The 21,681-nt window shown below is 55.4% G+C and carries 18 protein-coding genes; 11 read left to right on the top strand and 7 right to left on the bottom strand.

The window, feature by feature from the left end; translation table 11 throughout:
- Positions 1–99 precede the first annotated feature (99 nt).
- Entirely contained in the window at positions 100–468 is a 369-nt protein-coding gene (locus A3850_RS04695; RefSeq protein WP_068214690.1) for a hypothetical protein, read from the top strand.
- A gap of 161 nt (positions 469–629) precedes the next feature.
- Here A3850_RS04695 and A3850_RS04690 read toward each other — a convergent pair whose 3' ends face one another.
- Entirely contained in the window at positions 630–1,745 is a 1,116-nt protein-coding gene (locus A3850_RS04690; protein WP_068214688.1) for a COX15/CtaA family protein, read from the bottom strand.
- A 777-nt stretch (positions 1,746–2,522) separates the two neighbouring features.
- Positions 2,523–4,619, bottom strand: a complete 2,097-nt coding sequence (locus A3850_RS04685) for a ComEC/Rec2 family competence protein (RefSeq protein ID WP_157500889.1) — start codon at positions 4,617–4,619, stop codon at positions 2,523–2,525.
- A gap of 63 nt (positions 4,620–4,682) precedes the next feature.
- On the opposite strand from A3850_RS04685, the gene A3850_RS04680 reads away from it, so the two are divergent.
- Both A3850_RS04680 and A3850_RS04675 read left to right on the top strand, forming a co-directional pair.
- Positions 4,683–5,036: a rhodanese-like domain-containing protein gene (locus tag A3850_RS04680; protein WP_068214684.1), complete on the top strand. Its 354-nt coding sequence runs from the start codon at positions 4,683–4,685 to the stop codon at positions 5,034–5,036.
- Positions 5,033–5,446 (top strand): rhodanese-like domain-containing protein, encoded by a 414-nt coding sequence (locus tag A3850_RS04675; RefSeq protein WP_082921623.1) that lies wholly within the window; start codon positions 5,033–5,035, stop codon positions 5,444–5,446. Before A3850_RS04680 ends, A3850_RS04675 begins: the two co-directional genes overlap by 4 nt.
- Positions 5,447–5,456: 10 nt before the next feature.
- Here the strand turns inward: A3850_RS04675 and A3850_RS04670 are convergent, their stop codons facing one another.
- Positions 5,457–7,667, bottom strand: coding sequence for a DUF5916 domain-containing protein (locus A3850_RS04670; protein ID WP_068214682.1), 2,211 nt, complete (start codon positions 7,665–7,667; stop codon positions 5,457–5,459).
- A 309-nt stretch (positions 7,668–7,976) separates the two neighbouring features.
- The gene (locus tag A3850_RS04665) at positions 7,977–8,816 is read right to left on the bottom strand and encodes an NAD-dependent epimerase/dehydratase family protein (RefSeq protein ID WP_068214680.1); all 840 of its coding nucleotides are present in this window, start codon (positions 8,814–8,816) and stop codon (positions 7,977–7,979) included.
- Between the two features lie 636 nt (positions 8,817–9,452).
- On the opposite strand from A3850_RS04665, the gene A3850_RS04660 reads away from it, so the two are divergent.
- The 8 genes from A3850_RS04660 (at position 9,453) to A3850_RS04625 (ending at position 19,403) form a co-directional block, all read left to right on the top strand.
- On the top strand, positions 9,453–10,427 hold the full coding sequence (locus A3850_RS04660; protein ID WP_068214679.1) for a phosphotransferase: 975 nt from the start codon (positions 9,453–9,455) through the stop codon (positions 10,425–10,427).
- A gap of 202 nt (positions 10,428–10,629) precedes the next feature.
- Positions 10,630–13,968 (top strand): preprotein translocase subunit SecA, encoded by a 3,339-nt coding sequence (gene secA / locus A3850_RS04655; protein WP_068214677.1) that lies wholly within the window; start codon positions 10,630–10,632, stop codon positions 13,966–13,968.
- Positions 13,969–14,248: 280 nt separating this feature from the next.
- Positions 14,249–14,884: a deoxyribose-phosphate aldolase gene (deoC, locus tag A3850_RS04650; protein WP_068219415.1), complete on the top strand. Its 636-nt coding sequence runs from the start codon at positions 14,249–14,251 to the stop codon at positions 14,882–14,884.
- Positions 14,885–14,896: 12 nt separating this feature from the next.
- The gene (locus A3850_RS04645; RefSeq protein ID WP_068214676.1) at positions 14,897–15,298 is read left to right on the top strand and encodes an SPOR domain-containing protein; all 402 of its coding nucleotides are present in this window, start codon (positions 14,897–14,899) and stop codon (positions 15,296–15,298) included.
- A gap of 87 nt (positions 15,299–15,385) precedes the next feature.
- Positions 15,386–16,807, top strand: a complete 1,422-nt coding sequence (gene rodA / locus A3850_RS04640) for a rod shape-determining protein RodA (RefSeq protein ID WP_068214674.1) — start codon at positions 15,386–15,388, stop codon at positions 16,805–16,807.
- A gap of 162 nt (positions 16,808–16,969) precedes the next feature.
- The gene (locus A3850_RS04635; RefSeq protein ID WP_068214673.1) at positions 16,970–17,548 is read left to right on the top strand and encodes an RNA polymerase sigma factor; all 579 of its coding nucleotides are present in this window, start codon (positions 16,970–16,972) and stop codon (positions 17,546–17,548) included.
- A 9-nt stretch (positions 17,549–17,557) separates the two neighbouring features.
- Entirely contained in the window at positions 17,558–18,253 is a 696-nt protein-coding gene (locus A3850_RS04630; RefSeq protein ID WP_068214671.1) for an anti-sigma factor, read from the top strand.
- A complete protein-coding gene (locus A3850_RS04625) occupies positions 18,243–19,403 on the top strand; it encodes a DUF4097 family beta strand repeat-containing protein (protein WP_068214670.1) in 1,161 nt (386 codons plus the stop codon). Before A3850_RS04630 ends, A3850_RS04625 begins: the two co-directional genes overlap by 11 nt.
- 105 nt (positions 19,404–19,508) lie before the next feature.
- Here the strand turns inward: A3850_RS04625 and A3850_RS04620 are convergent, their stop codons facing one another.
- From A3850_RS04620 to A3850_RS04610, 3 genes are all read right to left on the bottom strand, one after another.
- Entirely contained in the window at positions 19,509–20,081 is a 573-nt protein-coding gene (locus A3850_RS04620) for a DinB family protein (RefSeq protein ID WP_068214668.1), read from the bottom strand.
- Between the two features lie 70 nt (positions 20,082–20,151).
- On the bottom strand, positions 20,152–20,697 hold the full coding sequence (locus A3850_RS04615; RefSeq protein ID WP_068214667.1) for a Crp/Fnr family transcriptional regulator: 546 nt from the start codon (positions 20,695–20,697) through the stop codon (positions 20,152–20,154).
- Positions 20,698–20,730: 33 nt separating this feature from the next.
- Positions 20,731–21,678, bottom strand: a complete 948-nt coding sequence (locus A3850_RS04610; protein ID WP_068214665.1) for a prolipoprotein diacylglyceryl transferase — start codon at positions 21,676–21,678, stop codon at positions 20,731–20,733.
- Positions 21,679–21,681 lie beyond the last annotated feature (3 nt).

Here is a 21,681-nt window from a genome sequence, read left to right as displayed (position 1 = left end):
AGAACCAGATGCGCAAAGCTTTGTAAGCTTACTCCTGCGGAGCTACTAATCCGGTAGATCGGTACGTCAACTGCCCGCTATTTCACCAAAGCCAACTATATGATCCTCCTGATCCATACCCTTATTGAGGGCATCGTCGCGCTACTCTTTCTTTTTTACCCCGGCGCGCCCGATCTGGTACCCGGTTTCAGTGATGGTCAGGGGCAGAGCTACGCCATGTTAATGAACATGTACGGTCTGGCAGCGGGTGTCTTGGCGGCGCTTTCGTTGGTTGCTTACCTAAAGAAAGATAACCGGGAGTTGGTCCTGAACGTCACCGGCATCCTGACCATCTTCCACATCGGAATGGCCATCGTACAGGGGCTGCAAAACCCGGATGCCCGAGCGATGCTACTTCATTTCCTCCTCGCCATCTTCATGGGCGGGCAGTACGTCAACCAAAGAAAGAAGGACTGGCGCAGTGCATAAATCCGCCTTTCAGTACGGAAGCTGGCCCTAACAATAAGGACGCCAGGGCGTAACAAACATATTCCACATTTACCACAATTTCTGGGGACTTAGAAATGCGAATTTTCGCCTCATAATGAAGGGAAACGAGTCCACAAAATTTTCAAAGTGGCTTTTTCCACCTACTTCTCCACAGTTTTCAACAGCTTTCCGGGGGCATGTGTGTAATTCAGGTATAAAAGCGTGCCCACCAGTACGATAGCCGTGAATTGGTGGGCTACTCCAAGACCTACCGGTACCTGACCAATACTCGATACTACCGTAGCGATGCCAATTATTACCTGAGTTACCAACAGGGTTACCAACAGTAGGGTAGGCTTGCGTAAAACCCGGGCCAGTGGGTCCCTAAACACGGCAATCGCGTAGGCTAAAGTGATGATTACCAGGGTATAAGCCGTCAACCGGTGGAAGAACTGAATTAAGGCCGGTTGGAAGAGGCTCTGCTCGTAGTTCACCATGTTCTCCACAGTCCAGTTGATTCCGTTGAGCAAAACCGGTGGAATAAAATCTCCATTCATACTTGGCCATGTGGGGTAGGGTAGCGCTGCCCGTGCCCCGGACATGATCCCACCCAAAATCAGCTGAATAATGAGGAATACGTTGAGGGGCCACCGCCACTTATCCACAGCAACTCGTGGAAAAGTCCGCTGCTTGGGCTGAATAACTTTGAAAGTTGTCCACAAAAGGTAGGAAAAGAGGGTAATCCCCAGGCTCAGGTGAATCGTCAGCTTGTAAGCATTCACCCACGGGCGGTCGTGGAGGCCACTGGCGACCATGATCCAGCCGAAGCTCGCCGCTAAGGCCGCCAGGGCTACCGTAACGCCCAATCGTTTCATCAGGGGCCGGTCCAGCCACCCCTTGCGCCAAAAGATGACGAACCCCACGGCAAAGATTAACCCCATCATCCGCGCCCACTGCCGGTGGAACCATTCCCAGAAGTAGATGAACTTGAATTCGGCCATCGTAATGTCGGCAAAGATCTTCTCGTACTGGGGCGAGGCTTTGTACTTATCGAACTCCACGGCCCAGTCTGCTGCGTTTAGGGGCGGCATGGCCCCGCTGAGCGGCTCCCACTCGGTAATACTGAGGCCGGACTCCGTCAGCCGGGTAATCCCACCAATCACAACCTGGCCGATGACGAGGATCACGCCGGCAATCAGCCACCACTTCACCGCGGCGGGGTAGGTCGAACGCCGGTCCTTCACCTTCACGTCCTGGATTTTCCCGATTTCACCCATTCTATAATAGTTATTAATACTTTTTTAAAATTTAAATCCCCTTATTACTATTAGGGCTGTGGATTTGGTGAGAAGATTCAAGCCATACCTTTGGTATTCTTATTATCCCCATTTCGCCTAACATTTTCCACAGTCTCCTAACAACGTAAACCCTTTATTGATGCGGGTTTACAAAACTATCCACAGCCAGTCGCTGAATTGTCAACGGAATAACTTTTTCCCATTTGCCTGGGGAAATTTGACCCCAAAGTGTCAGTGGTAGGTGGAGAATGAAACGCCCACCCTGTGATTTTGTGGATAACAAGACTAACGGGCGCTGCCGCCGGTGCAGAGCTGTGGATAAAGGGGCATTTACCAACGGTATTCCCCAAAAGGACCTTGAAAATTGGCCTACGTAAGGGATTGCTTCTCATGTGACATACGCATGGTAAAAAATTGATATGTTGGTAAGGTTGGTGGGTTTTTTTTGGTGGAATGGGTCAATCGTCCGTAGTTGAATTGGCCACCTGCCCAAAGTAGAATGGGCCACCTGCCGGTGGGCCATCGCTACGCAAGCCGGCCCTTCGGGGCGGACAGTGTACTCCAGCGTAAGCCTCTTGTTCTCCAATGCTCTACCTCTCCTGCGAAACCCAATCGCAACAGGCTGGTACAGTCGAAAAGGCAGTCAAAAACCTCAATTTCTCCACCGCCTCTTCTTACTCTCCCGCAACCGCCGGAGGCAAAAGCGCCGCAGGCCTCCCCAACTCCTGCGAAATAGGTACAACATCAGCCACCGAGCTACTGGCCCCGAATCAAAAACGCCCCCCGAATCCCCGTTACCCAAACCTCCACCCCACGCTCCTCAGCAAAAGCTTCCCAGTCCGCATACCTCCAAGGTGGGTTGCTACCATCTACGATTAAGGTCGTCTCTGGTGGGATGTCAACGTCAGCGAAAGCGCCCGGCCGGAGGTCATTCCTGATCAGGACGTAGGGGGCGGTAATGTCCACCGGCCGGTCCCGGCGTTTCCCATCCAGGATGAGCCAGGTAGTGCCGTTGATGTCTATTGTTTCCAAATCCGCGATGGCCAGAATTGAATCAACGGTATAGCCCAATTCCTTACGGTTTGGACTTACCTGGAAATCAATCCTGTCCGGCTCTAACTCATCACCCAGGGCGAAGGCACCTTCGGGGTTTGTCCAATCCACCAAGGATTTACGGCTGAGGTGGTAGACGGTTACCGTACTGCTTGCCCCATCACCCCGCACCTGCGGCAGCGCCGAAATGATGGTAACGGCCAGCAACAGCAGCGCGGCGTAGAGTACCGTTCGTTTCCGATAATTGACGTAGTGCGCCAGGGCCAACACGCAAGCAAACGTGAGGAGTGCCGACCAGATCGAGAAGGTCTGCAGCTCCAGTACCCCACCGGGTAATTGGGCGAAGGCGTAGATGAAGGCATTCTGCAATTCGATGATGCGCGCCAGAGCCCAGCCCGTCAGATTTGTCAGTTCCCCGAAACCGAAACAGGCGTAAATGGCTCCGTGGAGCAAGCCGCCGCACATGGCTAGGTAAGCGAAAATAACCACCGCCGAACCACTCAACATGAAGTAGAGCGGGAAGGAACGAAACACGTAAAGCGCCACCGGTAAGGTGCCCAGTTGCGCACCGATGGAGGCCGCCACCCCCGCCTTGAGACTCTCCCAGGGCCAACCGCGGCCCGGCACCAATCGCTGCAGCGGCGTGGCGAACCAAACGATGCCGAGTAGGGCCAGGAAGGACAACTGAAAACCAATCTGCCGCCACTGCCCGGGTTCCAGCACCAGCATCAGAAGTGCCGCGCCGGCCAAGGTATTAAGGAGGTAGGAGTGCCGCGCCGTCAAGCGCCCCGCCGCAATGATGGAGAACATGATCGCGGCCCGGCGGACGGACGGGCTCAAGCCACTCACGTAGGCAAACGCCCAAATGGCCAGCACCGTAACGAGCGTCTCCAAAAACCGGCCAGACCTGGAATTGCGACCGGGGAGCAGCTGAAACAAGCTGCGCAGGATCAGTAAAATAATCCCCACGTGCAAACCGGAAACCGCCAGCACGTGCATGGCGCCGGTATCGGAGTACTGAGACCGTACCTCCGTCGTCAGCAGGTCCTTCTTACCCATGATGAGGGCCGAAGCTACCGCCAGATCATCCCCCACCAGGTAGGGTTGGAAGCTTTTGAACCACCATTTGCGAACGCGTTCGGCCGCCGCCCGTGGTGCCCAGGATTCATTGGGTAGATGACGCCAAGCCTTGCTGTCCCGGACTCGGAGTTGATGATAGATCCCCTGGCTAGCCCAGTACGCCGGAGCATCAAAAGTAGCGGGATTGAGGGGTGGCGAAATTGTTGATACGTCGCCCTGCACCAAAATTCGGTCACCCGCCCGCAGGGAAGCAGACTTTATGTCGGGCGGTAAATAAACGAGCAAGCGGCCAGTAGCGGGCCGGCCAAGCGTATCCTTATATATGGTCTCCGCATCGACGATCAAACGAAGGCTCCGCTCGCTGGCCCGCAGGCTGATGATCTCAGCGCCGAGAAGGTTCTCCTGCGCCAGTACCGGAGCGAAGTAGTTCGTCTTATTGGGCAAATGAGCGTCGCCACTCCGCCAAAAGCCAAGCATCAGGACGGCCAGTAGACCCAGGACCACCGGTAAATTACGCGGCAGCAAGAAGCGGCCGCGGAGTGCGTACGCCAGCCCCGCCGCCAGGCTCAAGCCGGCTACGGCGGGTAATAACCAGGGTAAATCGGGAAGGCCAGCGAAGTCCGCCAGGAAAATACCGACCAGGAAAGTGAGCAGTGGCAGCAGCAGCGGAACCTTATCCAGCACCATTGGCCCCGACCGAAATTGCTGACTATCCTTCACAATAACAAAGAACGTAAATAACCGACTACCCCCTAAATTTGTATTCCACCCAAACCTTCTCCCATGTCCTCCGGCCCTCCCGCTTGCCCCATTCCCCGCTGGCAGATCCTCAAACAGGAACTCGTCAACGTCGGACCCGCAGAATTTGACAAGCTGCGCGCCACCGCCCCGGCGGGTACGGTGCTGGACGTCCGCGCCCCCACCGAATTCGAGACTTACCATCTGGAAGGCGCAGTCAATATGAACTACCTAGGTCCGGATTTTCTTGAGGAAATGGAGCGACTCGATCCTGACACGCAATACCTCGTTTACTGCCGCAGCGGCCGTCGTTCGGTGCGCGCCTGCACCCTCATGCGCAATGCCGGCATCACTAAACTCATCCACCTGGACGGTGGCATCAACGCCTACGAACTATGATTTTCCGCACCCTATGTTTCCTTTTCTGCCTGCTTACCGTCACCGCCTGCAATAGCCAGTCGGGCGCTGACGCAGGTGCCGTGAACGGATCGGAAACAGGACAAGCCCCAACCGTTCACCAGGATCTGACGGCGGAGGAATTCGCCGCAAAAATGAAGGAATCCAATACGGTCGTACTGGACGTCCGCACCCGCGGCGAAATAGCCCGCGGCAAAATTGAAGGCGCCGTTGAATTGGACTACCGCTCCCCCAACTTTGCAGCCGAACTCGCGGCTCTCGATCCCGACAAAACCTACCTGGTCTACTGCGCCTCGGGTGGCCGCAGCGCCAAGGCCTGCACGGCAATGGACGAATTAGGTTACGGCGAAGTTTACAATCTGCTGGGTGGCTACGGCGCCTGGAAGAAGTAAGTGCGGCGACTTATAAGCCTAACCAGTAACTGACCTTTGCCACGACCGCCCGGTTCTTCACCGACAGGTCCAGGCTATCGTAGTTATCCGTATATACCAGGAAGAAATCTGATACCGGGGCAAAACGCCACTGGAGGCGGGCGTTCAGGTTGACGTTTTCAATTTGGTCGTTGTACTGTACGAAGGTGGTCAGGAACACCGATTTGCTGAAGGTGAGGTCGATCCGTGGGCCAATCAGGAAGAGGGAGGTGCTCGCGTAGGGTTCCGGAAGGTCGATGTACTGGTAATTCATCCGCAGGTTGATCGCCCCGAAGGGTTGGTAGCGGTACACCAGACCTCCGCCGAAACCGTAGCGGTAACCATTAAAGAACTCTCCGCCCTGCACTTCAAAACTGCTGCTGAAGCGCTTGCGGCGGTCCGTCCGGTAACTGGCCCGGGCCGTCGTGAACTCGTAGCCCCGGTTACCGGGCAGGGGAGTCGCATCAGAACGGGTGGGGTCGAACTCGTCGAAAAGGAAGATGTAGTTATACTCCAACTCCGCCCGCAGTTGCTGGGTGTTGGTGTAGGACCAGCCGTAGCCCAGTTCCACCGACCGGTCCGTGAGGCCATCATCGGGTTGGAAGAAGGCCCGGGCGTTGATGCTCGGCCCCTTTTCCACGACGTTCGGGTTGGTAGGGTAATCGATCCGCCGCGCCGTCAGCCCGGTGGTGAAGAAACCTTTACGCGGGACGAAACCAACTTCGGCGTTGTAATCTTCGCCTACGTAAGCGTGGTCGTAATCCACGTTCCAATTACGGACATTGTATTCCAGATTGAATCCGTGAACGTAATCATCTCCATCTTCCCCTTCGGAGAAACTGCGATGGAGGAAGGTCTTGCCCGTCCACCGATTATTGGAGGTGACCAGATTGTAATCGAAGCCGATCACCCGGTTAAAGTTGGCGTTGACTTCGGAGGTATCCGCAAATTCACCAAAGTTTTGCTTATTGACGATGATGCCGCCGATGCTTGAGCGCGTCCCTACCCGCTGTTGCACCGCCCCAACGGTATAGTTATAGCTGGGTAAACCCTGGTCGAAATTATCCTGCGCCTGCATGTTTAGGAGGCCGACCCGTAAGTCGTCGTTGGCCTTTCCGCTGAGGCGGGCACCGAAGTAGATGGGGTTTTGGAGGCCCTCCCCCGTAGTCGTATCGCGGGTGACGCCGATTCGCCGGCTGAAGAAGGGGTTGGTGCGAGAGAAACCAAAACTGCCGAAGAGATCGGCGTTCTCCAGAAAGAATTGGCGCCGCTCCGGAAAAAAGATCTCAAAACGGCTGGTGTTGATCACCTGCTCGTCGACTTCCACCTGGCTGAAGTCGGGGTTGACGGTGAGGTCCAGGTTCAGGCCGGATCCGATTCCGACTTTGGCGTCTCCACCGATGTTGCCACCCCAATCGCTGGGTGTTCCTTCCTGGTAGTCACGGCTGAAGTTGCCACTGAGGTAGGGGATGACGGTCAGGTTCTTCCCCTGGGCCTGGGGGGCGCCGCCGATGAAGTCGATCGTCCCCATGTAAGCCAAGCTCATGATCATCTGGTTCTGGGGAATCCGGTGCCAGGTGGAGCGGGTGTTGGACTGGGTGTCAAAACGGTAGGCGTTGAAGTACCACTGCGTATCCCCATCCGGAAAACGGAGGCTGGTGTAGGGGATGATGAGTTCCATGGAGTAGAATCCCTCGCCGATGTAGGATTGGCCCCGCCATTTGTTGTCCCATTCTTCCCGGAAGTCGCTGCCATTTTCCCCACCGTTGTAAATAAGGGCTTCGCGGGTAACGCCCAGTGGATTCATCCCGAAGACGATGGCGTTGGTCTTATCCTTGAAGGGATTGAGTACGAAGGTCAGGTTGTCGTTACCACCAGCCCGGTAATCGCGGCGGAGACTCGGTACTACGAAGTCTTGCCCCTGCACGTAGCATTTGGCGCCGATGTAGAGGTTCCTATCGTCGAAGCCGAAGTAGATCTCGGTCTGGTCGCTGACGCGTCCGGTATCCGCAGGGAAAGTTTCCCAGAAGTTCGTGGCCGGTTGACTATTCGTCCACTGGGCCTCGTCTAATCTCCCATCGAGCTGAATGGTCTCGGTAAAGCGGGTAGCGGTAGCGCTCGGTGGTAGGTCTGCAGTGGCGGCATCAAACTGAGCCCACAGGCTTACCGGCAGCAGGAATAAAACCAGAAGGAGTGAGCGCAAATCGGTCCGTTTTTAGAAAGGGTAGGCAAAGGTAAGCAGCCACCCAGGCAAACGGTTTTCGAAATCAGGTGGAAGACTGTGGGGTACCGACAATCAACACTGAATGAGGTAAGGGGATTTATCATTTTCAACCATCAAAAAAGCCACCTCCCGGGAAGGAAGATGGCTAACACAGTTGTAGAATTGAAGTAGGCTTTTAGCCTTGAAAAGTCAAACACTGTTTCATTTGGTCAAGTGAAGCTTTAAATAGAAAAACGCTGTAAAACCTAACGTATTAGGTATTCTTCTAACGTAAGGGCGGCCAGATGGTCACACCTTTAGCTCATTTATTTTCAAACCATCATTTTTTGGTGCCCAACCGGCGGCCCGAAGTTTCTGGCTATCAATTCGTTTATCGCCCTCTCCCCCCGGCTCAAAGGCTTTGATATCCAATTGCAGGGCACCTGCGGCAGCGCCGTAAAATGCCCGTTTTGTGGGGTGTGCCGCGGCGCAGACATTATACACTCCCAGAATGTCGTGGTCGAGAATAGCTAGCTCTATTGCCGTTACTGCATCTTGTTGTTCGATCAAGTTGACGGGCGCGTCCGCGCGGGAGACCGCCATTTCTTTGCCACCGTAGAACCTGCCCGGGTGGCGGCCCGGCCCGATGAGACCGGCAAAACGCAGGATGGTCAGACGGGGAAAGGTGGAACGGAGGTAGTCTTCCACGGTAACGATGGCGCGGGAAGAATGAGTCTCGGGGGCTACTTCCGTCTCTTCATCCACCGTTCCGGAGGTTGAGCCGTACACGCCGGTGCTACTGCAAAAGATGACGCGAAGGCTTTTTGTCCGATCACTGCAGGCTTGAGTGATGGCACGAATTTGTTCCAAATACTTTTCGGTCGTCGCTTCTTTAAAACGACGGCCACCGGGCGGGATAGTAATGACCAAGTGGGTAATGCCAACCAGAAAGGCTGCAGGGATGGGCTCCGGTAATTTCACCACGAACGCTCGGAGTGGTAAGGCTTGGGCAAGCTCATCTCTTCCAGCTTCGGTCGTCTTGGCAGCGTGTACCTGAAGCCCCCGATCACAAAGGCTTTTCGCCAGTGCCGTACCCAACCAACCAGTCCCGAGGATGGCCACTTTTAATTTAGAATTGTCGTCCGTCATACCGCAAAACTAGGGTTGTATTCAACTAAATCGGGACAGTTCGCAATAAAATTACAAAATCAATTTAATTGGATTAACGTAATCAAATTAGTTTGAAATAGTGGTGCGAAACCTTATCTTTGTAGGACCAAAGCACCCGGCGAGTAACGCATTTGTTTTGAGTGAGTTTTACGCGGAGGGGTAGTGTTTACTATTCCTTCGCTTTCACTCGAGCTAATTGATGTATCAGTTCATTTTTACCGTTGGCGAACCGTCTTCTACGCGCCAACGAATAGTTCTACTTGCTACCGGGATACCAAATAAGTACAGATTTCCGGTGCAATTTTTTTGCAACCATTTTGGATTACCCCGCCGCACTATAGAATGTCGGTGGGGTATTCTTTTGCTACTCACTACCGCGTATACTGTTATACATGAAATGCCTATCACGTCTCCCCTCTCCTTTGGAGAGGGGCCGGGGGAGAGGAATACACAACTTCATGTAAATCGGTGTACACTACCGCACCATTCAGACTTCCGTGCAAGGTCAAAGACAAGTGTTTGCTTTAGTACGGTAAAGCAACTACGTAGCGGATACCTAAATTAGCCCGTCCCAGTAACTCCCCGGCCTAGTGCCGACCAAGCCACCTTATTATCATGATCGAATTACAAGCTGATACGCCAACCGGTATCGCGGGCTACCTACGGGAGCGCCAATTTCTACGGACGGGGGAAACCCTTATGTCCGTTACTAAAGCGGGGGAGGGGAACATGAACGTGACTCTATTGGTAACGACGAGTGAACGGCAGTTCGTCCTCAAACAAAGCCGGCCCTACGTGGCTAAGTACCCGAGTATTCCGGCGCCGATCGCGCGGATTGACGTTGAATACCAGTACCTGAGCGCCGCGGCGGAAGACCCCGAACTGGCCGGCCACCACCCCGCGGTTCTAGATTATGATGCCGCCAACTACACTTTGCTGTTGGAGTATCTGGAGGGCGCCGAGGATATGATCTACGTTTACGAGGAAGGCCGTTCCATCAGCCGAACCCAGTTGCGGAGCTTATTGAATTACCTCTCGGTCTTGCACCGGGTGAACGTAAAGGATTTCCCCGCCAACGAAGAACTCAAAGCGCTGAACGCCGCCCACATTTTTGAGCTGCCCTTCAATCCCGACAACGGTTTCCCGCTAGACGATTTCCTGCCCGGCCTGGCCAACGTCGCCGCGGTTTACCAGTACGATAAAAAGCTTCGGGCGAAAGCGCTGGAACTCGGAGCGCAGTACCGCGCGGCTGGCCGCCAGCTTATTCACGGTGATTTTTACCCCGGCAGTTTCATGCGCCGTAAGGGTGAGGTGTTCGTCATCGACGGAGAGTTCGCCCACCGGGGGGCGCCGGAGTTTGATCTCGGCGTACTCATGGCACACTTGCTGCTCTCCGAGGCCGAGCCGGAACTCCTTACCGAGATCGACCGCAGCTACCGTAAACCACCGGGTTTCAACGCCAAACTGGCGCGGGAATTCTGCTACGTGGAGGTCATTCGCCGCATCATCGGTATCGCCCAGTTACCACTCTCGCTCACGTTGGGCCAGCGGAAATCATTGCTCGAGCAGGCCCGGATTGGCCTCCAATAAACCTGCGTACCTGTCAGGCCGTTCTGTTTTTTCGTGACAATCAGTCACTTAGCCGGCCGTGGCGTGCTTTGTGCGCGCTGCCGGTGGTGCCGCGTATCTTTGCGGCAATTTTAGCACAATACTTTTTCTCGCATATCCAGCGCCATCACATCAATAAGGGCGCTGTCGCAGGTGCGGAGGAAAAGGGTAAATAACGTATCTCATGGCCGGTGGCTTCACTAAATTCATTAAAAATCTCTTTGGCTCGAAACAGGACCGGGACGTAGCTACCTACGAACCTATCGTCCAGCAGGTCAATGAAGTATACAATACGCTACAGGGGCTCTCCAACGACGAACTCCGGGGGCGGACAACCATGCTCCGCGGCCGCATCAATGAATACCTCGCCGAAATCGACGCCGAGATCGAACGGCTGACAACGCTCGCCGAAGAGGAAGCAGACTTCCACCGCAAGGATGCCATCTACAAAAAGGTAGACGAGCTGAAGAAGAACCGCGATGAGGAACTCGAGGTCGTACTTAAAGAAATCCTTCCCGAAGCCTTCGCTACCGTGAAGGAAGCCGCCCGCCGGCTCACCGAAGACGAGGAACTCCGCGTAACCGCTACCCAGGCGGACCGTGACCTCGCCGCCAACGAAAAGAAAGACCACATCCGCATTGAAGGCGATACGGCCATCTACAGCAATAAATGGACGGCCGCCGGTGGCGAAATTGTGTGGAAAATGGTTCACTACGACGTGCAGCTCATCGGTGGTATGGCCCTTCACGAAGGCAAGATCGCCGAGATGCAAACGGGTGAGGGTAAGACGCTCGTCGCCACCCTCCCGGCCTACCTGAATGGCCTCAGTGGCCAGGGCGTCCACGTCATTACCGTGAACGATTACCTCGCCCGACGGGATGCAGAGTGGATTGGCCCATTGATGGAGTTCCTCCAACTCAGCATCAACTGTATCGACTACCACCGCCCCAACAGCCCCGGCCGCCGTGCGGCTTACCAGTGCGACATAGTGTACGGTACTAACAACGAATTCGGCTTCGATTACCTGCGGGACAATATGGTCCGCAACATCGCCGACAAGACCCAGGGTAAGCACCACTACGCGATGATCGATGAGGTCGATTCCGTCCTGATCGACGATGCCCGGACGCCCCTCATCATTTCTGGCCCGGTGACGGGAAGTACGGATGACCGCGACTACGAAGAGCTCAAGCCCCACATTGAAAAACTGGTAGCCGAGCAACAGCGCCTGGCCAACAAATTCCTCACCCAGGCCAAGAAACTTGCTAAGGAAGGATACCTCGGCGTGGAAGACGGGGAAGCTGGTTTCCCCCTCCTCCGGGCGTACCGCGCGCTACCCAACAGCCGCCCCCTCACGAAATTCCTCTCCGAAGACGGTATCCGTACCCTCCTGCAAAAAACGGAGAACACCTTCATGGCCGAGAAGAACAAACGGATGCCCGAAGTGGACGCCGAACTGCTCTTCACCATTGATGCTAAGAACAAACAAGTTGACCTTACTCCGAAGGGCGTAGAATACCTCAGCCGCTACAACCAGGATCCGGAATTCTTCATCATGCCTAACCTCGCCACCGACATGGCCGAGGTGGATAACCGGACGGACATTTCCGACGAAGAAAAGTCGTTGGCCAAGAATAAGATTGCCCAAGACTTCGGCGTCAAATCAAAGCGCCTCCACGCCATCCGCCAGTTGCTGAAGGCCTACACGCTCTTTACGATCGATGATGATTACGTGGTCCAGGACGGGCAGGTGAAGATCGTCGACGTCCAGACCGGCCGGATGATGGAAGGCCGCCGTTACTCGGATGGTCTCCACCAGGCGCTGGAATCCAAGGAGAACGTCAAGATTGGTGAGATCACCCAAACCTACGCAACGGTGACGCTGCAGAACTTCTTCCGCATGTACCACAAGCTGGCCGGTATGACCGGTACGGCCGAGACGGAAGCAGGAGAATTCTGGGACATCTACAAGCTGGACGTTGTGGTGATCCCCACTAACCGCCCCATCCAACGGGATGACCGTAATGACCTCATCTACAAAACCGAACGGGAGAAATTCAACGCCGTCGTTAACGACGTGCAGGAGATCACCCAGGCTGGTCGCCCCGTCCTCGTAGGTACGACCTCCGTAGAGATCAGTGAGAAACTGAGCCGGTACCTCCGTTCACGGGGCATCGAACACAACGTACTGAACGCCAAGCAACACCAGCGCGAGGCGGATATTGTCGCTGAGGCGGGCCGGCCCGGTCAGGTTACCATCGCTACCAACATGGCGGGCCGGGGTACGGACATCAAACTGAGCGACGAGGTGAAGCAGGCCGGTGGCCTCGCCATCATTGGTACCGAGCGCCACGATAGCCGGCGGGTGGACCGCCAGTTGCGCGGTCGTTCCGGGCGCCAGGGAGACCCTGGTTCCAGCCAATTCTACGTATCGCTGGAGGACCGCCTGATGCGCTACTTCCAATCCGAACGGATCTCCAAGTGGATGGACCGCGCCGGCCACAAGGAAGGCGACGTCATCCAGGCGGGCATCGTGACGAAGTCCATCGAGAACGCTCAGAAAAAGGTCGAGGAAAACGCTTTCGGTACTCGTAAGCGCCTCCTGGAATACGATGACGTAATGAACATCCAGCGGGAGGCTATCTACCGCAAGCGGGACAACGCTCTGAGTGGTAAACGCCTGGCTTTGGATATCCATTCCATGTTCGAGGGCTTGCTCGACGACATCACCTTCCAGAATAAGCAGAATGGAGACTTTGACAGCTTCCGCTTCGACGTGCTGCGCATCCTCGGATTCGAGACCAAGATCGATGCGGCCTTCTTCAAGGAGACGAAGGAAGTGAATGATATTGCTGATCGCCTGCTGGAGGAATTCCAGGGTTTCTACCACAGCAAAATGTTGCTATTGGTGGATCGCGTGATGCCTCACATCCGTCAGATTCAGGAGGACCAGCCCGGGCGTTACAAGCGTATCGTGATTCCGTTTACGGATGGCTCTACTCACCCGCTAGCCATTACGGCTGATATCGAAAAGGCCATCGAAAGCAACGGCCGGAGCATCATCTCCGACATCGAGCAGACCGTAACCTTAGCCATCATCGATGATAACTGGAAGGAGCACCTGCGTTCCATGGATGAACTGAAGACCTCCACCAACCTGGCCTCCTTCGAGCAAAAGGACCCACTGGTGATCTACAAGATGGAAGCCTATAAGCTCTTCGAAGGCCTTATCCGCCGAATCAACGAAACCACTACGGCTTACCTCGCCAAGGGTGACCTCGTGCTACAGCGGGCTGAGGATGTTCAGGAGGCCAAGGCTCCAACACGTCAGCCCGCTCAGGAGCAGGTAACCACCAACAAGCGAGAAGCGGAAGCCGCCGCCGCCCAGAAAGCAGCGGATAATGCCGGCCAGGCCCAAAGGCAAAAGGTGGAGACTTTCCAACGTAAGGAGGCCAAGGTGAAGCGTAACGACCCCTGCCCCTGTGGTAGTGGTAAGAAGTTCAAGCAGTGCCACGGTAAATAATCCAGTAGAGCATCTCTGGATCCTAACTAAGAATGGGGGCGAGCAATTAATGCTTGCCCCTTTTCCATTGGCTCCTTTCTTTGTTAAAAGGTGAGCGCAATAGAAGTAAAGACACCGATTAAAGATCGTGGCTGACTATCTTGCGCCTCGGTTCACAGCCATGCATGGCTAGTGTCCGCCGCTTACTCGTCTCTCACGAACATCTTTTGCCACCGGTTTTATTAGGGTGGTACTGAGTCTTTCCCTAAACGTCACCCACGGGTGGCCCACAATTTTCGCCTTGAAAGAGCTGATTGATCATACTTTTCTAGCTGCCGAATGTACCGGGGCGGACGTGGACCGTATCTGCCAGGAGGCGTTGGACCACGGCTTCCGGGCTGTTTGTGTGCCACCCTACTTCGTAACCCGGGCCCAGAAACTGCTATCGGGTAGTGACGTGCTGTTAGCAACCGTCGTTGCCTTTCCGAATGGTTACCAGGAAACTGCGGTCAAGGTGCAGGAAATTCGCCGGGCCATGGATGAGGGGGCGGACGAATTAGACATCGTCATCAATATTGCTGCGGTAAAATCCGGAGATTGGAGTTACGTCCGCTCGGATATCGAATCCGTCTCTACTACGGCCCGCCTCAAGGGCAAGGTATCTAAACTGATTGTGGAGGCCAGCACGCTGACGGAGGAGGAGCTCAAGCAGGTGTGTGACATTTGCAATGACGTGAAGCCTAACTTCGTTAAAACCTCCACGGGCTCCCGGGGAGGGGCCACCGTCGAGCAAGTAAAATTCTTACGGGCGAACCTGGTGGAGGAGATCAAGATTAAAGCTAGCGGAGGCATCCGCGATAAAGCGTTTGCCGAAGAACTCGTTGCGGCTGGTGCGGACCGGATTGGTACCTCCGCCGGAATTGCCCTACTGGCCTAACTACTACTCATTATGATGCGTATCCTGTCCGTCCTTTTTACTTGGTCCTTACTCAGTACCTGCGTCAGCGCCCAGGCGAGTGTAAGCGTGAATGTAGACCCCCGCGTGGAAACGTTGATGGATCTGTTCGTGCGTTCAAACGAAGCGACCAACAAGGTATCCGGATGGCGAGTACAAATTTTGGCTACGACGGACCGCGCCCGCCTGGAAACGGTGGAGGCGGACTTCAAAGTGAACTACCCAAATATCCCGGTGGATTGGGTACACACTAAGCCCTACTACAAACTCCGGGCCGGCGCTTTCCTCACGAAACAGGAGGCCGAGCGACTGAAATTTACCCTCAACCGCCAGTTTGAAGGCGTCTACCTGGTGAAGGATGACGTGAAGAAGTCCGAGCTACTACGCATGTACTAGCCTCGGACAAGGTAGCGTTGGGATACCATTCGGACTATTCGGAGCAAAACCAAGTCTTACCCATTTAATGGGTGTTAAGCCCCCATCATGATTGGAGGTATCCGTGATCGACACATCGTCGATCCCATCACCGTCATCATTTATTTCTTCCTCGTCATCAGCGGGCTGATCATGCTGTACGCCGTGGGTAGACCGCCCGACGGTTACGAGACGGGAGACCTGACGGTGCTCCTGAATTCGCTGGCGGGAAAGCAATTCATCTGGTTGATCATCTCCCTGGGGGCCTGGTTTCTGGTAGACTTGTTCATCGATCGACAGACTTGGGTGGTTGGCGCCTACCCAATTTACATTGGGACGGTAGTACTACTGATCCTGGTACTATTGATTGGTAAGGAGATCAATAACGCCCGCTCCTGGTTCGCGCTGGCGGGGTTTACCTTCCAACCCAGTGAACTGGCCAAGTTTGGCACTTGCCTGGGGATGGCCGCCTTCCTAAGCCAGTGGACGGGAAAGATGGACCGGATCAAAAATATCGGTTACGGAATGCTGATTTGGATCATTCCTGCAGCGTTCATCGTCCTGCAGCCGGACCCAGGATCTGCCCTGGTCTTCGTCAGTTTTTTCTTGGTGATGTACCGGGAGGGGCTACCGGGATTACTACTTGGTTTTGGCCTGTTTACGGCGGCGATGTTCCTATTAGGTATTGTTTCTACCCCGGGCTTACTGACCGCAGCTTTGATTGGGCTTCTCCTTTTGGTGATGAGTTTTTCCACTCCCCAAAAGATGTGGTACTGGGTATTGGGAAGTGTTGTCCTGATCGCCGCAGCCGCTACGGCTTATTTTCAGTTTGGCCTGGGTTGGCCCGTCTTACTGACACTGGGCGTGGCCTTTTCCGCGATGGTCGCCTTTCTCTTCGTCCGGCAGCGAACGCAAGTTGCCCGCGTCAGCCTGGGGACTTTAGCTTGGGGAGGATTGATCGCGGTGGCCGCGAACTTCTTTTTCAACAACGTGCTGCTACCTCACCAGCAGGACCGGATCAACGCCTGGCTACGCCCGGAGGGGATGGACGAGCGGGGCGCGCTGTACAACATCATCCAATCCAAACTAGCGATCGCAGGCGGTGGCTTCTCCGGCCGGGGCCTCTTTGAGGGTATCATGACCAAGTACGATTACGTACCGGAGCAGGAGACGGATTTTATCTTTTCAGCCGTGGGAGAGGCGCAAGGCTTTATCGGTTCCGCATTTATCATCCTCGCCTTTTTGGGATTGTTGTGGCGCCTCAGCGTCATCGCCGAGCGGCAAACGCGGACCTTCGCCCGGGCTTTTGCCTATGGGGTAGCGGGCATTATCGCCATCCATATGCTGGTCAACATTGGGATGACGATGGGGCTAATGCCAGTGATTGGTATTCCCTTGCCCTTTATTTCTAAGGGGGGGAGCTCCCTGCTGAGCTTTACGCTAATGATCGCCGTGGTGCTGAAGTTTGACAGGATGCGGGGGGTGGTATAGCATAGCCCGGAACTGGAGAAAACGCTACTGGATCTCAGCAGACTAAAAAACTAAAATAAATTTGCCAGCAGCACTTTAAAAGTGCAACCCTGCCCACGGCGCCTCGTCTCTACCTTCAAACAAGCAAACCACCCCGTGGGCGTCAATCTAATCCTATCACCTATGTCAACAGCCGCCGACTATCGCGACACGCACCGCGAGTTGGTCCTGGGCTGCCAGCGGAAGGACCGCAAATCCCAACGCGAGCTCTACGGCCATTACGCCAAACCGATGTACAACCTCTGCCTGCGGATGCTCCGGCATTCCCACGACGCGGAGGACGTCATGCAGGTGGCTTTTGTGGACATCTTCCGCAAGATCGACACCTTCAATTTCGATGCCTCGATCAGTGCGTGGATCAAGCGCATCGTCGTCAACCGCTGTATCGACCACCTGAAGAAGCGCCGCTTACTGACGACGGATTACGACGCCAAGCAGCACGACATTCAAACCGACGAAAGCCCCGTCGGGAGTGACTCCGCTACACCCGGCTTTCAGGCAACGGGTATGACGGTAGACCGCGTAAAGCGGGGCATGATGAAACTAAGTGAAGGGTACCGGGTAGTACTGAGTCTTTACCTGTTTGAAGGCTACGACCACGAAGAGATCTCTCACATTCTCGGCATCAGCGTCGGGACGAGCAAATCACAATTCAGCCGCGCCAAGAAACGGCTCGCGGCCATTTTAAACGAAGAAAAATAATCCTCCACCATGGCTAACGATAAGCTAGAGGATTTCATCCTCAACCATAAAGAAGAGTTCGAAGCGGACACCCCACCGGATAGCCTCTGGGGCCGCATTGAAGCATCGATCACCCCCGAAGACGATGAACCCGACGATTTTGAACGGTTCGTCGCCAACAACCGGGAAGCCTTCGATAGCGAAACGCCTCCACCGGAAATGGAAGCTGCCATCATGGGCCAACTCGCCGAAGCGGACGCCACCCCGGCCTCCCCACTGCGGGTCACGCACCGCCGCCGGTACCTCCCCATCCTCGGGATGGCCGCCTCCGCCCTGGTACTCATCGTGGCTGCCTTCCTCATCGGGAGCAGCCGCGGTTACCAGAACGCCGAGCAGGACCGTGTAGCCCTCGAACTTGAACGTATCAACCCGGAGTACCTGGAAACAGAACAGTACTACCAACGGGAGATCGCCAGCCAGTTCACCCGCGTCAAGCAAGTGAACAACGACCCACAGTTGGTCGCCGACCTCAAAGAAATCGATGCAGCAACGGCCGAGATCCGCGCCTCCCTGCTGGAAGTCCCGGAAAGCCAACGGGCAGAATTGGTAGAAGAGATGATCCGCATCTACCGCACGAAACTTGATATCCTGCTTCGCGTCCAGCGGCAGATCCCCCCCGGCAGCCCCAAGGCTGCCTCCAAAAAAGCAAATGAAAATGAGTTATAGAATCACTTCCATCCTCTCACTACTACTGGCCTTCGCGCTGGTTGGTGAGGTCTCCGCCGCCCCGGCTGGTGGCTGGGAGAAGGACTACGAAAAAACCTTCTCCGAATCCTACGACGTCAACGGTCAGGGCTCCGTTCGGCTGGAAAACCGCTACGGCGAGATCAACGTCGAAACCTGGAACGAAAACAAGGTTCAAATCGACGTCCAGGTCCGCGTAACCGCTAGTTCCCAGGAAAAGGCCGACGCCATTTTTAACCGCATCACCATCAACTTCTCTGGCGGGGGTAACCGGGCGACGGCCACGACCGAGATCGGCCAACGCCAGAAAGATGGCAGCCTGTGGGATATGATCTTCGGCAATTCCATCTCCATCAACTGGGGCGACAACTCCAATGACTTCAAGGTCTACTACAACGTAAAGATGCCCGCATCAGCTTCGTTAGAAACGATTGCCAAATACTGCGATGTACGCCTGCCCAACTTGAGTGGTAACAACACGACGGAGGTTGGCTACGGAGACCTCGTCGCCGGTAAACTCTCCGGCAGCAACAACGTGAAGATCTCCTACGGGTCGATCCGAGCCGATGAGTTGGGCAAAACCAGCAGCCTCCGCTTGCGCTACAGTGAAGCGGATATCCACCAAGCAGACGTACTCACCTACGACGGGCGCTACAGCGAGCTGGAGCTCGGAACCCTCAACCGCATCAACGTTGACGCTGGCTACGAAGAGATCGAGATCAAGAAGGTGACGGAAGCGACGCTCCGCGGTAATTATAACGACGTGGAAATCATGGAGGTGGATGAATTAGACGTGGACGGCAGCTATTCCGACTACTCCATTGGCACCATTTTCCGCCGTCTCCGCGCCGATAGCAACTACGGAGACATCGACGTGGAAAAAATTGGCAGAGATTTCGAAAAGATTGACGTTACCACGCGTTATGCCGACGTTCGCCTCGTTATGCCAACGGGCCGCGGCTATGATGTAGACGTCAGCGCCCGCTACGGCGACGTTTCGGTGTCTGGCAACGGTCAGCTGAACCGCAACAAAGAGGGTTCTTCGGAATCCATCAAAGGAAAAATTTCCGGTACTGGCACCGGCCGTGTTTTTATCTCTACGGCCTACGGAGATATCTCTCTCCGCCAGTAACCACAAGAACTTGTTGATTACTAGTTTAGAGTGTTTACGAAGCCTCCCTGGAATGACTTCCGGGGAGGCTTCCTTTTTTGCTGTTAGCCAAACAGCGTTTCTTGATCAGCCCGCTACTTCTCCCTCCAGTTGGCAGGCCCGTTCTGCCTGCAGCACGTGGCGCCAATTGTGGTAGATGACCGTCCGGAGGGTATCACAAAGTCGTAGTTTGATGAAACGCGTCAGGCTGATGCCGGTCTTGGTCTTCGTTAAGTCTACCTTGGCGGCTAGTTGCAATAGTTCCAGGGTTTCATCTTGGTACTTTATGAATTGTGCCAGTGCGGCCTCGGTGGGTTCCATCCCAAAATTTTTGGGGTTGGCGCTTCGCGGCGTGCTCACCTTTCTCATGGCTGGACCAGGTTTCATCCCCGCAGCGAACTTGTTGCCCAACCAGGAAGAAGTATAAGTTGCCTGGGGCGGGTGAATCGAAGTAGCCATCCGCCGCCGCATTTCCGGTAGGTAGTAATCACTGTAATAATTCAAGTGAGCGAAGCACTCCACGGCATTCCAGGCATCGGGGCGCGGCCGCAGGTGCAAAGTAGCGTGGGGTAGGGCAGCTAAACGTTGGGCCGCCGCCCGGTTGCTGATGGTAAGGTCGGTCAGTCGTTGAAGTAACGCTTCGGTATTGCGGGGGGACATAGGACGGAAGACTTGATGATGGCTCAAAGATCCCGGAAAAACCCTCCCCCAATCTTACGCAGGATCAAGATTACGCCTGAGAACGGATGTGGGAAAGCGTTTCCGGCGTCATCCGCAGATAGTTAGCGATGTAACGGGCCGGGATTTCCTGAAACAGCTGGGGGCTCCGTTCGAGCACGCGCCGGTACCGCTCCGCTGGGTTCTTGATCAGTAGGTCGATTTCCCGATCAAGCTGTCCGACGAGCATCCAGGCGGAGACCTGCTGCCAAAGTTGAGCCGCTTTAGGGTTGCCAAGAATACGTTCCCGGTACATTCGGCCAGGCAGAGATAACAGCGTACACGCCCTGATCGCCCGCGCGCTAAGGATGGTCGGCCGGCCGGTCAGCAGGCAATCAATGGCGGAGTATACGTCTCCCGGATAGGCGAAGCGGATGATCTGTTCCTCTCCGCCGTTCGTCACCACGTAAACCTGGATGGTACCAGTTTCTACGAGGTAAATGGTATCGTTCCGGTCTCCCGGCTGGTGGAGGAAATCCCCGCGTTTCAGGGTGGTCCGGCCTTCCCACATTTCTTCTTCCCGGAGGTAGTCCTTTAGTTGCTGGAGGGGGGAAGGCATGGTAGGTAAGTATTTAGGATTGCCGGTGATTATTTACCCATTACCCTGCACCCGCGGCAGCGCCCGCTTATTAAAGAAGTAGATGCCGAGCCCACCGGCTATCATAAACCCGATGGCGATCAATTGCGCCTGGCTGAGGGCCACGCCCAGCACGTCGTACCGGTCGTTCACCCGGATGAACTCGATGAAGAAGCGCTCGATGCCGTTTAGAACGAGGTAGATGGAGATCAGCATGCCGGGGATGGCCGTATACCGTTTGCGTAAGCCCCACAGTAAAGCCCCAATCGCCATAGCCATCAGGAACTCGTAAATGGAAGTGGGGTAAACGGCCGCGGGCAATTCTTTGCAGTATTCCCAGGTGCAGCCCGGGATGGCCACGCCGCGTTCCAGTACGTTGTGCGGGAAGGTAGAGCTCCACATCCAGTCCGGTAAAAACCACCAGTTGGGCTGCGGGCCCGCTACGATGCCCCAGTCTCCGTCGCCACTCAGCTGGCAGCCGAGGCGGCCCACCCCGTAGGCGATAATTAGACCGGGCGCGACGGCATCGGCCAGCGGAAGGATTTTGATGTCGTGCTTGCGGGCGTACCACCAAACCGCCGCCGCGCCGCCAATGAGGCCACCGTAAATGGCCAGCCCGCTTCCACTCAGCAGTACGTAGATGGGGTCTTCAAAGAATCGGGGGAGGTACTCGATGATGGCAAAAACCTTAGCCCCCAGCAGACCACCAAAGGCGGCGGCCAAGGTGATCGGGCCCACCCGGTCGCTGGGGTAGACGGTATAGGTTTCGGCCTTACCTCCTCCTTGCTTCTGCCCCTTGAGTTGGCCGATACGCTGCCGCCGTTCGAGGTCTTTCGTCAGCAGCCAGGCCGCCGTCAGAAAGGCGAAGAGCAGAAAGAGGCCAAAGGTCTTGGCAATACTCAACACGCTATCCGGCGGAGTGCCGAAGAGAGCATTGGCGAGGTAAGAAAGGTCTGGGTACATGGA

Origin of the sequence: Lewinella sp. 4G2 (assembly GCF_001625015.1) — a bacterium.
Taxonomy (GTDB): Bacteria; Bacteroidota; Bacteroidia; order Chitinophagales; family Saprospiraceae; genus Neolewinella.
This window is presented reverse-complemented; position numbering and strand designations above follow the sequence as displayed.